Origin of the sequence: Longimicrobium sp. (genome assembly GCA_036389795.1) — a bacterium.
In the GTDB taxonomy this organism is placed as follows: Bacteria; Gemmatimonadota; Gemmatimonadetes; order Longimicrobiales; family Longimicrobiaceae; genus Longimicrobium.
The window spans coordinates 1-14,350 of sequence record DASVWD010000084.1; the positions used below are offsets into that span (position 1 = coordinate 1).

A 14,350-nucleotide genomic window follows, 5' to 3' on the forward strand; every position below is an offset into this window, starting at 1 on the left:
TACAAGGTGGAACTGCGGAAGGCCGCCTGAAGAGCGCGACCCCGGCTCCGTAGTTTCTATTCAGGGAGCCGCCGAGCAGAACCATCCTCCGCACCAATGCCTGGCGGCGACCGAAGGATCTACTCACCCCGGAGCGAGGCCAGCTTCCGCGCACTTCCCCCGGCCACCAGACACGCAGAGTAGATCCTTCGGGCGCACAAGCTCTCGTGTGGATTCGAGTTCCGCGCACGCGCCCTCAGGATGACAACGTGGGCCACTGGTGGCTCCGATGCATAATTCCTGTCGTTGTCCGCACTCCTGTCATCCCCCGCCCGAACCGACTCTGCCGCGGATGCGGCGCAGGACGGCGGGGGAGACGAAGGGGCCCGGGTCGCCGCCCAGGGTGGCGATCTGGCGGACCAGCGTGCCGGAGACGTAGGCGTGCACCGGGTCGGGGGCCAGGAAGACGGTCTCCAGCTCCGGGGTCTGGCGCCGGTTCATCTGCGCCATCTGCAGCTCGTACTCGAAGTCGGCCACCGTGCGCACGCCGCGCACCACCAGCCGCGCCCCGATCTCCCGCGCGAAGGCCACCAGGAGCCCCTGGAACGCGCGCGCCTCCACCCGCGGCTCGTCCGCGAACGCCTCGCGGATCATCTCCACGCGCTCGTCCACCGCGAACATCCCCTGCTTGGCGTGCGTGGGCGCGTGCGCCACCGCCACCACCACGCGGTCGGCGAACGCCAGCGCGCGCTGGGCGATGTCCTCGTGGCCCAGGGTGATGGGGTCGAACGAGCCGGGGAAGACGGCGACGCGGTCGCTCATGCGGGGGCGGGGAGGAAGGTGAGACAGGTGTCGCCGTAGCGGCGGGTGCGCGCGCCCGGCAGCTCGGGGAGCGCGTCGTCCCTGCCGTGCTCGACGCAGAGGAGGTGCGCGAACGGCGCCTCGGCGAAGCGCTCCGCCAGCGCGCGGGCGATCCCCCTGCCGTACGGCGGGTCCGCGAAGGCCACGTCGAAGGCGCCCGCCTCCAGGCCGGCGGCGTACTTGAGCGCGTCGGCCTTGACCACCGTGACGCGGCCGCCGGCGCCCAGCGCGTCGACGTTGGCCTTGAGGCTGGCGAGCGCCTTCGCGTCCTGCTCGACGAAGGTGGCGTGCCCGGCGCCGCGGGAGAGCGCTTCCAGCCCCAGCGCGCCGGAGCCGGCGAAGAGGTCCAGCACGCGCGCGCCGGGCAGGTGCGGCGCCACGGTGCTCATCCACGCCTCGCGCACGCGGTCCGTGGTGGGCCGCGTCCCCCGCCCCGGCGGCGCCTGGATGCGGCGCCCTCCCCACTCCCCCGCGACGATGCGCAAGCGGCCTCCGACGATCATGCCCGGCGGCCGGCTCGGCCGGGGCGAATGAATTCGCTGCAACAACGACACGAAGTCCGCCTTCGCGGACTACAGGCGGACGTGCCGACGCGGCTTCCGTGCGCGAATCCGGCTTCCGCACGGCGGGCAAAGTAAGCCCCCTCGCCCGATCCGGGGAGAGGGGGCACATCGTCGCACGACGGCTCGGTACGGCGGCGCTACCGCGCGGGGCGGTACTCGACGAACCAGCGCTGGAGCTGGAGGAAGCGCAGGAAGGTCGCGAAGCCTTCCTCCGGCGCGCACTCGCGCGTCCAGCGGCGCTCCACGCCCGGCTGCTCCACGAACTCGAAGCGGAGCCGGAGCTTCGGCGGCTCCGTGGATTCGACGACGGGCTCCACGCGCAGCACGCCGGCGTCCCGCTCGAACTCGGGCGTCTGCGCGACCAGCAGAGTGTGCATGGAGGTGGCGCCGAACAGGCCCGGCGCGTACTCGCTCGCGGCGATGCGCTCCGCCAGGTCCGCCATCGCTCCCGCCCACGGGATTCCCCGGTAGAAGGCGGCGATCTCCGGCCAGGGTCGTGCTTCGATGGTGAGGGGACGCATCGGCCGCTATCCCGCGGTTCCGTACTTTCGTACTCTCGTACTACTCCGCCGGGCGCAGGTCCACCAGTTTGGCCTGCAGCGAGGTGCGGCCGTTGAAGTGGTGCTCTTCGAGCTTGAAGGCCACGTCCAGCGGGCCGCCGGCGAAGAGGGGCTCCTTGCTGCGCTCGCCCATCCCGAAGCCGATGGCGTCGATCTGCGTGCCGTGCGAGCCCAGCGTGAGCTTCAGGTGCCCCTGGCCGACGACCTTCGGGTAGCCGACCAGCCCCACGCGGCGCGCGGCGAAGACGGGGGTGGCGTTCCCCGCGCCGAAGGGGCCGGCGTGGCGCAGCATGCGGGCGAGGTGCTCGTCGGCGTGGCGCAGCTCCAGCTCCAGGTCGATGCGCACCTCGGGGACCAGCCGCTCCTCGTCGAGCACGGCGTGCGCGTGGGCGTCGAAGGCGGCGCGGAAGGCGTCGACCGCTTCGGGGCGGATCGAGCAGCCGGCGGCCATGCGGTGCCCGCCGTAGCGCGTGAGGTGCCCGCCGCACGCGCGCATCGCCTCGTACAGGTGGAAGCCGGGGATCGAGCGCGCGCTCCCCTTCCCCTCCCCGGCGCCCAGCGCGATCAGCACGGTGGGCCGGTGGATGCGCTCCACCAGCCGCGAGGCCACGATCCCGATCACCCCCGGGTGCCAGCGCTCGTCGGCCAGCACCACGCCCCAGTCGCGCGCGGGGTCGAAGCCGCGCTCCAGCGCCTCCAGCGCCTGCTTGACCGTGCCCGCTTCCTCGGCCTGGCGCCAGCGGTTGTCCTCCTCCAGCTGCTGGGCGATGCGCTCGGCCTCGCGCGGGTCGTCGGTGGTGAGCAGGGCGACGCCGTGCATGGCCTCGCCGCGGCGGCCGACGGCGTTGATGCGCGGCGCCAGCACGAAGCCCACCTGCGTGGCGGTGATCTCGGGGCGGCCGCCGAGCCCCGTGGCCTGCAGGAGCGCGCGGAGCCCCGGGTTGGGCGTCTGCGGGAGCACCTTGAGCCCCCAGCGCACCAGCGCGCGGTTCTCGCCCGTGAGCGGCGCCAGGTCGGCGATGGTCGCCACGGCCACCAGGTCCAGGAACGCGTTCAGCCGCTCGGCGGGGAAGCCCAGCGCGCCGGCCACGGCCTGGCAGAGCTTGAAGGCCACGCCCACGCCGGCGAGCCCCTTGTCGGGGTACGGGCAGTCGGCGCGGTTGGGGTTGACCACGGCGGCCGCGCTCGGGAGGGTGGGCCCGGGCGTGTGATGGTCGGTGACGACGACGTCGATCCCGGCGGCGCGGGCGCGGGCGATCGCCTCGTGGGCCACGATCCCGCAGTCGCCGGTGAGGATGAGCGTGGCGCCCAGCTTCTCCGCGGCGCGGATGCCGGCGTCGGAGAGGTCGTAGCCGTCCTGCAGGCGGTGGGGGACGAAGGGAAGCGCCTTCGCGCCCATCATCCGGAGCGCGCGGACGAAGAGCGCGGTGGAGCAGATGCCGTCGACGTCGTAGTCGCCATGGGCCAGGATGGTCTCGCCCTGCCGCACCGCGCGGACGATGCGCTCCAGCGCCTCGGGCATCCCGGCCATCACCAGCGGCGAGTGGACCTGGCCGGCGTGCGGGCGCAGGAACTCGCGGACGCTCTCGGGCTCGCCGTAGCCGCGCGCCACCAGCAGGCGGCAGAGCGCGCCCGGCAGCCGCAGCTCGCGGCAGAGCCGATCGACCCGGGCTTCGTCGGCGGGAGCGGGGAAGATCCAGCGGCGGGAGGGCGAGGCGAGGAGCATGCCCGAAAGCTAGCGGCAACCCGCGGGGGCGCACAAGCGGTGCGGCGGACGGATTTCGGGGGGCGAGCTACTACAGGGTGCGTCCGTGGCGTGACCGGGCACAACGGGGTGTGTTGCGGGAAGGCGGAGGACGGCGCGGCGGCGGGGCCCTCTCCCTGGCGCCTGAGGGCGCCTGTCCCTCCCCGCTGCGCGGGAGAGGGAGCCTTTTCGCTCGTCTATGCAGAGGTCTTGCAGGGGCGAGGCATGCCTCGACCGGCGGGGGCCGGCCCGTGCGCGACAGGTGGATTCACGAGCCGAGTCAGACCCTGCACGGACTCGCATGCTCGCCCCTACGACCCCGGGGCGCTTCGCGCGACCAAACCCCGCGTGAGGGATGCGCGCCCGACAGGGCCGGGACGCCGCCGCGACACGGGTATCGTCGCGGCGGTGGCCCGGCGCGGTTGGGCACAGTCGTATCGTGCCCTACGGCGCGCGCAGCCCGGCCCGGAGCGCAGCGGAGGGACACGCCCGAACCCGCAGTTGCAGTTGCAGCTGGCCGTCGAAGGTGCGTCGGCTCAGTGGGAGAAGAGGAAGACGAGGCCGGCGGCGAGGATCAGCACGATCAGCAGGCCCATCACCACGGGCATGGCGCTGGGGCGGCCTGGAGGCATGTCCGGCGGCATCTGCTTCACCGGCTGAGACCCGCCCTCGAAGGGCGGCTCGTCGCGATCTGCCACGGCTTTCGTCTCCCGTAAAGGACTGCGCCTGCACGCGGGTGCGGCGCGCGGCGGAGCAGCAACGCACGTGCCGCCTTCCCGGCACGGCGGCGGGATGGTAGCTTCGGTGCCGTTCCCGCACCCACCCCGACCGCCGGACCGGAGAGGACCCGCTTGCCCACCCCGCCCATCCTGGAGACGGAGCGCCTCGTCGTGCGCATGGCCGAGGTGGACGACGCGCCCGAGATCGCCCGCTACTTCCGCGAGAACCGCGAGCACCTGGCCGACTCGCGCCCGCGCATGGCGACGGAGTTCTTCACCGAGGACTTCTGGCGCGCCCAGGCGCACGCGGCGCAGTCGGAGTTCCGCACCGACCGCTCGCTGCGGCTGTTCGTCTTCGAGAAGGCGGACCCCGGGCCGGTGGTGGGCAACGTGAACTTCGTGCAGTTCAACCGCGGCGCGGCGCAGTACTGCGTGCTCGGCTACGGGCTGGCCAGGGAGCGCGAGGGGCGGGGGATGATGCGCGAGGCGCTCGTGGCGGCCATCGGCTACGTGTTCGGCGAGCTGAACATGCACCGCATCATGGCCAACTACGTCCCCTGGAACCAGCGCAGCGGCGGGCTGCTGCGGCGCCTGGGCTTCACGGTGGAGGGCTACGCGCGCGACTACCTCTTCCTGAACGGCCGCTGGTGCGACCACATCCTCACCAGCCTGGTCAACCCGGACTGGCGGGAAGAGGTGTAGGCGCGTCACGATCCGCGGCGGACGTGCGTTCTCCGGAGGTCCAGCGAGCCGCCCGTCGCGCACCCTTCCCGACGCAAGCCACCATGACCCGGCGCCTCCTTCCCGCCCTCGCCGCCGCCGCCCTGGCGCTCGCCCTCGCGCAGTGCCGCGGCTCCGTCGACCCGCCCGAGCTCACCGGCCTCTTCGTGGTGGAGTCGCTCAACGGCACCCCGCTCCCCGCCACGTGGGTGCAGGGCGCGTGGGGGCGGCAGGAGGTGCTCGCCGACACCTTCTGGCTCTTCGCCGACGGGACCGGGGTGGAGCACGTCGTGGAGCGGTACGTCACCACGCCCCCCACCGTGCCGGACACCCGGCGCCGGGAGTCGCGCTTCGCCTACACGCTGGGCGCGGACGGCGCCATCGAGATCGGCTACGAGTGCAACGACACCGGCGGGACCCAGGCCTCGTGCGCCCCGCCGCCCCACCTGGCGGGCCAGGTGTCGGAGAGCGGCATGCGCCTCACCTGGGTGGTGGGCCTGCCCCAGGTCCTCGTCCTGCGGCGCGTGCAGTGAGGTAGACCGGCCGCCCGCGCGGCCAAGCGCGGGCGGCCCGCGGCCGGCGCAGCGTCCCTCCAGGCCATCCGTCCCCCTCCCCCACCCCCCTCACCAGGCAGGAGGAGCCAATGCGCAAGCTGAAGCTGGAAATCGAAGCCCTGCGGGTGGAGTCGTTCGCGGTCGCCGGGCACTCACCGGTGCAGAAAGGCACGGTGCACGGCTAGGTGGACTCGGGAGAAGTCTTCTACCCGGACCCGGTCGAAACATACGACGACTGTGGAGGCTGGGGCACCTGGTGGTGGTCCTGCGAGCCGAAGCCCACCGAGGGCACGTGCATCGGCCCCACGTACTGCTGTCCCAAGACCTGGAGAACCTGCAACCCTTCGTGCGACATGACGTGCCCCGTCGACATCTGCCCCGTCTCGGTCTGAGGCGCGGGCCGGCGGCGGAGCCGCCCGGCGTCGGGTACGAATCAAAGGAAATCGCGCAGACCCGGTCGTCCGGGGTCTGCGCGATTCGTTTTCACCCGCCTCCGCCTCACTCCGGGATGCGGAGGGTGTCGCGCGGCGCCGGCCGGTCCGGCGTGGGCGGCGGCGGGAACGGCGCCGGCTCCGTGGGCGGCGGGAACCGCACCGTGTCGCGCGGCTGCCCCCGGCGGCGGCGCGGCGGCGGGCGCTGCGGCGTGTCCTGCGGCGGCAGTCCGAAGGGCGTGTCGACGGCCGGCGGCTCGGGCGCGGGCGGCTCCACCGGCCGCGGGCGGGGCCGCTCGGGCCTCTCCACGGGCGGCGGCGCCGGGCGCGGCTCGGGGCTCACCGGCGGCGGCGCGGGCCGCTCGCCGCCCTCGTCCTCGTCCTCGTCCCGCGCCGTGTCCGGCGGCGGCGGGACGTAGTCGCGCAGGCGTACGAAGGGCGCGCCGCGCGGCCGGCGCACGAACGCCGCGCGCGTCTGCGGCGGCCACTCCGCCGCCGAGGCGAAGCTGGTGAGCTCCATCCACAGCGTGTCCTTCACCACGTGGCCGGCCGCGAAGCTCCCCACCCCGTCGGGCGCGAAGGCCACGAACGAGAAGATGCCGTCGCGCCGCACCTCCCCCACCATGGGGAAGGCCGTGCCGCCGCGCACGTACCGCCCGGCGATGGAGTCCAGCCGCTGCGCCGTCACCTGGAACTCGCCCGGCGGCACCAGCCGGTAGACGAACTCGCGCACGCGCAGGGTGTCGCGCGCCGGGTACTCGAACCCGGTGAAGATCCAGCGCCCGCTGAGCACCGGCAGCCCCGCGCGCTGCTCCGGCGTGGGCCTCTCCAGCGGCGGCAGCGGCTCCACGTCGCCCGCCTCGGCCGCCTCGCACGCCGCCGTCGCCAGCAGCGCGAGCCCCGCCAGCACCGCCCCGTACCGTGTCACCCGCATCTTCTCCGTTTTCGCCTGGACGAACTGCAAACTGCTGGAACTGCGGTGTTGGGCGTGTCCCTCCGCTGCGCTCCGGGCCGGGCTGCGCGCGCCGTAGGGCAGCAAACTACGCTGCCCAACGGCGCCGGGCCACGGTCGCGCCCAACCCCACGGCGCGCCCGCGTCCCGGCCCTCCGGGCGCGCATCCCTCACGCGGGCGGCTTCAACAAGCGCGCCAGCCCGCCGCGGGGACGGCCCGGCTCCGCCGCTCCGGGGCGGACGGCGCCTACCGGGCGGCCGAGGCGGGGCTGTTCTCCTGCGACCAGTTCTGCTGCCCCCAGCGGTGCAGGGCGATGGCGGGGCCGCGGTTCAGCCGGTCGCGGCACACGTCGCCCCGCCCCTCGTCGAAGCTGTAGTGGGAGAGGAGCGCCGCGCGGTCGGCGGGCGCGGCGCCGGTGGCCAGCCGCGAGATCTCCTCCGGCGACAGGGCGCGGCCCCACATCCGCATGTCGTCCACCAGGCCCTTGTAGTCCTCGTACTGCGTGAACTCGTAGTTCCACGCCGTCATCACCTCGGCGCCCATCGCCCAGCCGCCGAGCTCCGGCGGGTCGTTCGGGTGGGCCGGGTGGTCCCAGAAGCGCCGCATGTCGGTGCGGTCCGGGATGTCGGTGGACCCCACCAGGCGGCCGTCCACCCACAGCTCCAGCCGCGCCCCCAACGGCTGGCGCCAGCGGCGCACCGCCGCGACGTGGTGCCAGCGGCCGTCCAGCAGCGAGGGCGTGCTGCTCGCGGGGAAGGCCTGGGCGGCCCACACCATCCCGCGCGGCATCCCCTCCTTCTTGTCCGCGAACATCCAGCGCAGCCGGCCGCCCCCGTAGAACTGCAGGCTGAACGTCCCTTCCCGGGTGTCGCCCGCGTCGAACCCCTCGGGCCGCGAATGTCCGTCGAGCAGCCAGTTCCCGGGGAGCCACCACCCCGTGCTCGAGTACGGCTGGTTGTCGGTCTCCGACCAGTTCCGGAGCTGCGAGTACTCCGAGCGGTAGGTGGGGCCCACCCGGAAGCCGGTGTCGGGCTTCACCCAGATCTCGAAAGTGAACTCGCCGCGGCCGAACTCCGGGTGCAGCCCCGGCACGTCCGCGAACTCGTACTGGGTCGGCAGGTTCTCGGTGAACCGCAGCGAGCCGGCGTGCACCGGCTGGGCGAGGGCCGCGAGGAGGCACGCCGCGACGGGAACCACCCGTCTCCTGCGGCGGCCCGTCCCGCCCCTACGTTCCCGGCGCGGTGAGTCTACGTCCGGCTGGAGCTTCCTCATTCTGGCCTCCGGCTCAATCGGGGTGGGTGCACGCCGGCCGCCGCCTGCCGGGCGCCGGCGCCGGGCGCGCGGGGAGGCGAGGCGCGGTCTCTACCAACAGAATGCGTCGCTTAATGCCGACTTGCAACCATTTGGCGGCGGGCGGCGCCCCCGCCGGACCGCGTGCGCACCGAAGGGGCATCTACCCGACATGGGCACTGTCGCCCGGAGGGGAGCGGGCGGGCCGGCGCCGGGTCTTCGGCTCCGCCGGCCCGTGCACCGGGGCATAAGTCGAGTGGTCCGGCTGCGGTGGACGGGGGACATCTCGCTAAACCCGCCCCGGCGGCCGCGTCCCACCGCCCGGCGGGGCCCCGCCAAGAGTTGACACCCCATGGCGGCGGGCGTAGCTTCGACGGGTGGAGCCGCGGCGGCACCGCCGCTTTCCAGCCACCAGACGCACCACCATGTCCACCATCGCGCGCGTGCGCCACGAAGACGCGGAGGCGCTGCTGCGACAGGCCCTGGAGGCCCACGGCCAGCGCTTCACCGAGCAGCGGGCCGCGGTCTACCGCTTCCTGCGCGGCACCGACGAGCACCCCACGGCCGACGAGGTGTTCACCTCCGTGCGCGCCGACATCGCCGACATCTCACTCGCCACGGTCTACAAGGCGCTGGAGACGCTGGTGAGCTGCGGGCTGGCCGTGAAGCTCACCTACGGCGACGACTCGGCCCGCTACGACGCGCGCACCGACGACCACTTCCACTCGCGCTGCCTGAAGTGCGGCATGGTCCGCGACGTGCCGGGTGCCGCCGGCGGCCTGCCGCGCATCGAGGCGGGCGAGGGGTTCCGGGTGGAGGGCTACCGCGTGGAGGTGGTCGGCTACTGCGCCCACTGCGCCGGGTAGCCCGCTCCGCCCCGAGCCCCGCCGGCCCACGCTCCCCGACGCGCCCGGGGAGCGTTTTTCGTTGCGTCGGGCTGGACGACCGCGCCCCGCCGCAACTTCCGCCCCGCGATCGAAGTTCTCCCTCTCCCGCGCAGCGGGGGAGGGCCGGGGAGGGGGCGTCCCGCCCGCGGACGCGCCGATGCCGGTCGCGATGCGATTGGTTTCGCCTGTCCAGGAGAAAACGACCATGCACCGCCTCCCGCACGAGGTGAAGCCCGACGCCGCCGCGTGGCCCGCGGCCGGCCGCCTGCCGCTGGAGCGCGCGGCCGCCGGCGAGCCGGTCCCCAGCTTCCGCGGCGAGCTGGCGTGGGACGAGGAGCGGCGCCGCCCCTTCGGCGAGGCGTCGGGGATCCTGCGCGCGCTCCCCGACGCCGTCGCCGTCCCGCGCGACGCGGAAGACGCGGCGGCGCTGGTGCGCTGGGCCGCCGCCCGCCGCCTGGCGCTGGTCCCCCGCGGCGCGGGGACGGGGATGCCGGGCGGCAACGTCGGCGCGGGCGTCTCCGTGGACCTGGTCACCCACTTCCGCGAGATCGGCCCCGTCGACTCCGCGCGGCGGACGGTGCGCGTGGGGCCGGGCGCCACGCTGGCCGAGGTGAACGCGGCGGCCGCCCCGCACGGCCTGCACCTCCCCGTGGACCCCTCCAGCGCCGAGCGCGCCACCCTCGGCGGGATGATCGCCAACAACTCCGGCGGCGCGCACACCGTCCGCTACGGCTCCACCCGCGCCTGGGTCCAGTCGCTCGACGTGGTCCTGGCCGACGGGACGCGGGCGACGACGGTCCGCGGGAAGCGCGGCGAGCACCCCCGCCTGGCCGCCATCCTGGCGCGCGTGGCGGAGGCGGCCGCGCCGCGCCGGGCGGAGGTCGAGGCGCGCTGGCCGCGGGTGCGGAAGAACTCGTCCGGCTACGCGCTGAAGGATTGGCTGGCGAGCGGCGACGCGGTGGACCTGCTGGTGGGGAGCGAAGGGACGCTCGCGCTCACCGTCGGCGCGCAGCTGCGGCTGGCGCCGGTGCCGGCGGCGCGCGGGCTGGCGCTGCTGGAGTTCACCGACCTGGCCGCCGCGGGCGCCGCCGTGGAGCGCATCCTGGAGCTGGGCCCCGCCACCTGCGAGATGATCGACCGCACCTTCATCGACCTGGTGCGCGCGGGCGGCGCCGACCCCGGCTACCCCCTGCGCGAGGGGCTGGAGGCGATCCTGTTCGTGGAGATGGAGGGAGCGTCCGACGAGGAGGTGTGGGAGGACCTCAAGCGCCTGCGCGCGCACGTCTCCGGCGTGGCCGCCCGCGTGACGCTGGCGATGGACCGCGAGTCGCGGGAGCGCTTCTGGCGCGTGCGCCACGCCGCCAGCCCGCTGATCGCCCGGCTGGCGGGCGGGCGCGTGTCGATGCAGTTCATCGAAGACGGCGTGGTCCCCGTCGCCCGCCTGGCCGACTACGTCCGCCTGCTGCGCCGCGTGCTGGCCGCGCACGCGCTCCCCGCCGTCATCTTCGGCCACGCGGGCGACGGCAACCTGCACGTCAACCCGCTGGTCGACGTCGCGAAGCCGGGGTGGCGCGAGGAGGCGGAGGCCGTCGTGTGGGAGGTGGCCGAGGGAGTGGCCGCGCTGGGCGGGACGATGGCCGGCGAGCACGGCGACGGCCGCCTGCGCGCGCCCCTGCTCGAGACGATCTGGGGGCCGGAGCTCGCCGCCTGCTTCCGCGCCGTCAAGGACGCCTTCGACCCCGCCGGCATCCTCAACCCCGGCGTGATCCTCCCCCTCCCCGGCCAGCGCCCGCTGGACGGGGTGCGGTACTGATCCAGCGCCCGACCAAGACTTTCTCACACGGGAGTCAGCAGAGTCAGCGGAGGAGCTCCCCTGCTGACTCTGCTGACACTGCGTGAGGCCTGCCGTTTTCCGGGTTCTGACGAGACGGGGCTCCACCGGCCGCGGCGAAGGTCAACCCCCGCCGCCGCGGACGATCTTCGTGGTGGAGATGACCTGGCCGGTGTGGCGCTGGGTGTGCTCGGCGGCGTGGAAGAGGAGCCCCAGCACGTTGCTGGGGAGCTGCAGCCGGCCCACGCCGCGCGGGTCCAGGAGCGCGGAGGCCGGCGTGGCGCGGAGCTGCGCCAGCGCCCGGTCGACGGTCTCCGCCAACCCGCGCAGCAGTTCCGCGGCGTCGGGCGGCGGGTCGCCCGGGTCCTTCTCGCGCTCCAGCGCCCGCCGCTGCTCGTCGGAAAGCGCCTCGCCGCGCGCGTAGGTGAAGAGCCGGTCCAGGCTCCCGGCCGCGTGCATCACGTGGAAGCCGGCGGACGCCGCGCCCCCCGGCCGCGCCCACAGGTCCTCCGGCGGCAGGTCCGCCACCGCGCGCTCGATGTCTTCCCGCGCGCCCAGCAGCGCGTGCGCCACCGGCATCAGCAGCGGCTCGATCCCCTCGACCGGCCCGCGGAGCCACACCTCCGGCTGCGACATTCGTCCTCTCCTCGCTGATTCTGATTCACGCCAAATCCGGGATAGCCAACGGTGGGCGAAGCGAGCAGGCATCCGTGCCGCTACCGCGCCCGACCCACGTGGCAGGGTGAGAAGATTCTTCGGCCCTGCGGTCATTCGTGCCAATGCCGGTCCCCCGTGGCCGGGTCCCAGAACGACGGCGAGCGGACCCGGCCCACCCGTCGCGCGAAGCTCCGAAGCCCCTCCCCATGGAGTCCGGGGCGGGGGCTCCCCGCGGCGGCGCCGATGCCGGCCGAACGGACGGCCGTCTATCCCGCCCCCTCGCCCTCGATCCGCCGCCGGACGAGCTCCTCCAGCGCCCCGGACGTGTTGAGCGACGGGTCGTCCGTCACCGCCTCGAGCAGCCCGCGCAGGACCTCGCCCATCCGCGGCCCGGCGGGGAGCCCCAGCGCCCGCAGCTCCTCGCCGCCGATCGCCAGGTCGCCGATCTCCAGCGGCGCGCCCGAGCGCAGCTCCGCCTCCGCGCGGTCGGCCAGCGCCTGCGCCTCGCGCAGGCGCCCGGGGTCGGGGCGCGGGCGGCCGCGCGCGTTGGCCGCCTCCAGCCGCAGCAGGTCGCGCACGTAGCCGCGCCCCACGCGCCGCAGCCAGCGCCGCACCTCGGGCCCCGGCGCGTCGGAGCGCGGCAGGCTCTCGTGCTGGGCCACCAGGTGCACCGTCCGGTCGCGCTCCGCGTTGGAGAACTTGAGCCGCGTCATCACCCCGCGCGCGAGCGCCGCCCCCGCGGCCGCGTGGTCGGGGAAGTCCACCGCATCCCCTTCGGCCGTCCGCGTGCGCGGCTTGCCGAGGTCGTGCAGGAGGGCCGCCAGGCGCAGCCCCTCGAGCCCCTGCGGCAGGGCGTCCGCCGTGCGCAGCAGGTGGCTCCACACGTCCTCGCCGCCGTCGTCCACCCCCACGCACGCCCGCAGCTCGGGGTAGAGCACGGCCAGCGCCCCCGAGCGCTCGTAGGCGCGCAGCGACACGGAGGGGCGCTCCACCTCGCGCAGCACCTTCAGCAGCTCCTCGCGCACCCGCTCGGCCGAGAGGTGGACGAGCTCCGGCGCCGCCTCCACCGCCGCCTCCCACGTGGCCGGGTCGATGCGCAGCCCGAAGCGCCCGGCGAAGCGCAGCGCCCTGAGCACCCGCAGCCGGTCTTCGCGGAAGCGCTCGCGCGGGTCGCCCACCGTGCGCAGCAGGCCCGCGCGCAGGTCGGGGAGACCGCCGTGCGGGTCGCGCACCTCGCGCGTGAGCGGGTGCCAGGCCACCGCGTTGATGGTGAAGTCGCGCCGCTCCAGGTCTTCCTCCACCGTGTCGGAGAAGGAGACCTTCGCGTGGCGGCCGTACGTCTCCACGTCGCGGCGGAAGGTGGTGACCTCGTACAGCTCCCCGTCCTGCCCCAGCACGCCCACGGTGCCGTGCGCGATCCCCACCGGCACCGTCCTGCGGAAGAGCCGCTGCACGTCGCGCGGGCGCGCGGCGGTGGCCAAGTCCCAGTCGCCCCGCGAGCCGTGGGCCGCCAGCGCGTCGCGCACGGCGCCCCCCACCGCCCAGGTGGAGAACCCCGCGTCTTCCAGCCGCCGGGCGATGCGCACCACCTCGGGCGGGGGGTGCAGGTCGGGGCGGTCGGCGGGCGGTGCGGCGGCAGGGGGCTCGGTCACGGGCGGCGGGGAACGGAAGGCGGCGGCGCGGCCCGCAAGTGGCGCGCGGGCAAGAGGTTGGCGAAACGGCACGAATGGGTTATCTTTGTGCCCTGCCCATCCGTCCCAACCGCCCCGGGAGACATGAAGATCATCGAGCTGCTGGAGCGCTCCAGCGTCACGGAGCCGTTCCGCGAGGCCATCTTTCGCTTCCTGCGCGAGGGCCGGCCGTGCGAGCGGGTCAGCTTCAACCGCGAGTGTCCCCCGGTGAAGGTGGAGCGCGCGCTGGCCAAGGCGCTGGAAGAATACCCCGCCCTGCCGATCGAATCAATCGAGGTGCGGGGCCTCTCCGGGTGCGAGTTCTTCCGCGGCACCCTGGAGGTGCACACCCCGGCCGAGGTGCGGCGCGTGCGCTTCGTGTGGGACTGCAAGTGGAAGGCGGAGCAGCACGGCTGGCACGACTACTTCGGCTTCCCCGACCAGGGCCGCGCCGCCCGCGAGTTCGGCTACGACTGCTTCCGCGCCTGGGCCGAGGAGGCGGTGAAGCTCAAGAACATCGCCCTGGCCGGTCCCGGCGCCGCCGAGCCCGTCGGCGCCTGAGGCCGCCGAAGGCACCCTCTCGACGCGCCGTCCCCCGTGGACGGCGCGTCCTGCATTCGGGCCGGCCCGGCGGCGCGGCCACGCCGCACTGGCGGAACCTGCGGGGCCGCCGCATCGTACTCTCGCGGGCGGAAAGACCCGGCACCCCCGGATCGCTCCGCCTCCGTGCCTTCCGCCGGAGACCGTTGTCGGGCTGATCCAGCCCCCGCACTTCCCGAGGACATGAGCCACCGGATCCGCTCCTTCAGCCGCGAGCTGCGCCTCCACGCCTGGGTGCTCGCCGGCATGCTCCTGGTGATGTGGGGGCTGGAGGTCGCCGACGTCCTGGTCTTCGGCGGGGCGCTGGACGCGTACGGCATCCACCCGCGCG

General features: G+C 74.6%; 14 protein-coding genes. 5 read left to right on the forward strand and 9 right to left on the reverse strand.

Going from position 1 to position 14,350, the window contains the following annotated elements; all coding sequences use genetic code 11:
• Positions 1 to 300 precede the first annotated feature (300 nt).
• The 5 genes from coaD to VF746_10925 all read right to left on the reverse strand — a co-directional run bounded on the left by coaD (position 301) and on the right by VF746_10925 (position 4,405).
• Entirely contained in the window at positions 301 to 801 is a 501-nt protein-coding gene (gene coaD, locus VF746_10905; protein ID HEX8692921.1) for a pantetheine-phosphate adenylyltransferase, read from the reverse strand.
• Positions 798 to 1,325, reverse strand: a complete 528-nt coding sequence (gene rsmD, locus VF746_10910) for a 16S rRNA (guanine(966)-N(2))-methyltransferase RsmD (protein HEX8692922.1) — start codon at positions 1,323 to 1,325, stop codon at positions 798 to 800. The genes coaD and rsmD overlap by 4 nt, the downstream gene beginning before the upstream one ends.
• 215 nt (positions 1,326 to 1,540) lie before the next feature.
• Complete coding sequence (locus VF746_10915) at positions 1,541 to 1,924, reverse strand: hypothetical protein (protein ID HEX8692923.1); 384 nt, start codon at positions 1,922 to 1,924, stop codon at positions 1,541 to 1,543.
• A 40-nt stretch (positions 1,925 to 1,964) separates the two neighbouring features.
• Complete coding sequence (gene recJ, locus VF746_10920; GenBank protein HEX8692924.1) at positions 1,965 to 3,689, reverse strand: single-stranded-DNA-specific exonuclease RecJ; 1,725 nt, start codon at positions 3,687 to 3,689, stop codon at positions 1,965 to 1,967.
• Positions 3,690 to 4,243: 554 nt separating this feature from the next.
• Positions 4,244 to 4,405, reverse strand: coding sequence for a hypothetical protein (locus tag VF746_10925; GenBank protein ID HEX8692925.1), 162 nt, complete (start codon positions 4,403 to 4,405; stop codon positions 4,244 to 4,246).
• Between the two features lie 153 nt (positions 4,406 to 4,558).
• Here VF746_10925 and VF746_10930 point away from each other — a divergent pair, with 153 nt between their 5' ends.
• Positions 4,559 to 5,128 (forward strand): GNAT family N-acetyltransferase, encoded by a 570-nt coding sequence (locus VF746_10930; GenBank protein ID HEX8692926.1) that lies wholly within the window; start codon positions 4,559 to 4,561, stop codon positions 5,126 to 5,128.
• 83 nt (positions 5,129 to 5,211) lie between these two features.
• Positions 5,212 to 5,679: a hypothetical protein gene (locus tag VF746_10935; GenBank protein HEX8692927.1), complete on the forward strand. Its 468-nt coding sequence runs from the start codon at positions 5,212 to 5,214 to the stop codon at positions 5,677 to 5,679.
• 519 nt (positions 5,680 to 6,198) lie between these two features.
• On the opposite strand, the gene VF746_10940 is transcribed toward VF746_10935, so the two are convergent.
• Positions 6,199 to 7,065 (reverse strand): hypothetical protein, encoded by an 867-nt coding sequence (locus VF746_10940; GenBank protein ID HEX8692928.1) that lies wholly within the window; start codon positions 7,063 to 7,065, stop codon positions 6,199 to 6,201.
• Between the two features lie 265 nt (positions 7,066 to 7,330).
• On the reverse strand, positions 7,331 to 8,281 hold the full coding sequence (locus tag VF746_10945) for a LamG domain-containing protein (protein ID HEX8692929.1): 951 nt from the start codon (positions 8,279 to 8,281) through the stop codon (positions 7,331 to 7,333).
• Between the two features lie 518 nt (positions 8,282 to 8,799).
• On the opposite strand from VF746_10945, the gene VF746_10950 reads away from it, so the two are divergent.
• Positions 8,800 to 9,240 carry a transcriptional repressor gene (locus tag VF746_10950; GenBank protein ID HEX8692930.1) on the forward strand — a complete coding sequence of 147 codons (441 nt, stop codon included), beginning with the start codon at positions 8,800 to 8,802 and terminating at the stop codon, positions 9,238 to 9,240.
• 226 nt (positions 9,241 to 9,466) lie between these two features.
• Positions 9,467 to 11,074, forward strand: a complete 1,608-nt coding sequence (locus VF746_10955) for an FAD-linked oxidase C-terminal domain-containing protein (protein ID HEX8692931.1) — start codon at positions 9,467 to 9,469, stop codon at positions 11,072 to 11,074.
• Positions 11,075 to 11,215: 141 nt separating this feature from the next.
• On the opposite strand, the gene VF746_10960 is transcribed toward VF746_10955, so the two are convergent.
• Both VF746_10960 and VF746_10965 read right to left on the reverse strand, forming a co-directional pair.
• A complete protein-coding gene (locus VF746_10960) occupies positions 11,216 to 11,728 on the reverse strand; it encodes a DinB family protein (protein HEX8692932.1) in 513 nt (170 codons plus the stop codon).
• A 287-nt stretch (positions 11,729 to 12,015) separates the two neighbouring features.
• The gene (locus tag VF746_10965) at positions 12,016 to 13,401 is read right to left on the reverse strand and encodes a CCA tRNA nucleotidyltransferase (protein ID HEX8692933.1); all 1,386 of its coding nucleotides are present in this window, start codon (positions 13,399 to 13,401) and stop codon (positions 12,016 to 12,018) included.
• A 123-nt stretch (positions 13,402 to 13,524) separates the two neighbouring features.
• Here VF746_10965 and VF746_10970 point away from each other — a divergent pair, with 123 nt between their 5' ends.
• Positions 13,525 to 13,980 (forward strand): hypothetical protein, encoded by a 456-nt coding sequence (locus VF746_10970; protein HEX8692934.1) that lies wholly within the window; start codon positions 13,525 to 13,527, stop codon positions 13,978 to 13,980.
• The last annotated feature ends 370 nt before the right edge of the window (positions 13,981 to 14,350 follow it).

Coding starts and splice junctions, on each gene's coding strand:
- VF746_10950 (HEX8692930.1), top strand. CDS start 8,800: ATGTCCACCATCGCGCGCGTGCGCCACGAAGACGCGGAGGCGCTGCTG.
- coaD (HEX8692921.1), bottom strand. CDS start 801: ATGAGCGACCGCGTCGCCGTCTTCCCCGGCTCGTTCGACCCCATCACC.
- VF746_10940 (HEX8692928.1), bottom strand. CDS start 7,065: ATGCGGGTGACACGGTACGGGGCGGTGCTGGCGGGGCTCGCGCTGCTG.
- VF746_10955 (HEX8692931.1), top strand. CDS start 9,467: ATGCACCGCCTCCCGCACGAGGTGAAGCCCGACGCCGCCGCGTGGCCC.
- VF746_10935 (HEX8692927.1), top strand. CDS start 5,212: ATGACCCGGCGCCTCCTTCCCGCCCTCGCCGCCGCCGCCCTGGCGCTC.
- VF746_10915 (HEX8692923.1), bottom strand. CDS start 1,924: ATGCGTCCCCTCACCATCGAAGCACGACCCTGGCCGGAGATCGCCGCC.
- VF746_10970 (HEX8692934.1), top strand. CDS start 13,525: ATGAAGATCATCGAGCTGCTGGAGCGCTCCAGCGTCACGGAGCCGTTC.
- recJ (HEX8692924.1), bottom strand. CDS start 3,689: ATGCTCCTCGCCTCGCCCTCCCGCCGCTGGATCTTCCCCGCTCCCGCC.
- VF746_10960 (HEX8692932.1), bottom strand. CDS start 11,728: ATGTCGCAGCCGGAGGTGTGGCTCCGCGGGCCGGTCGAGGGGATCGAG.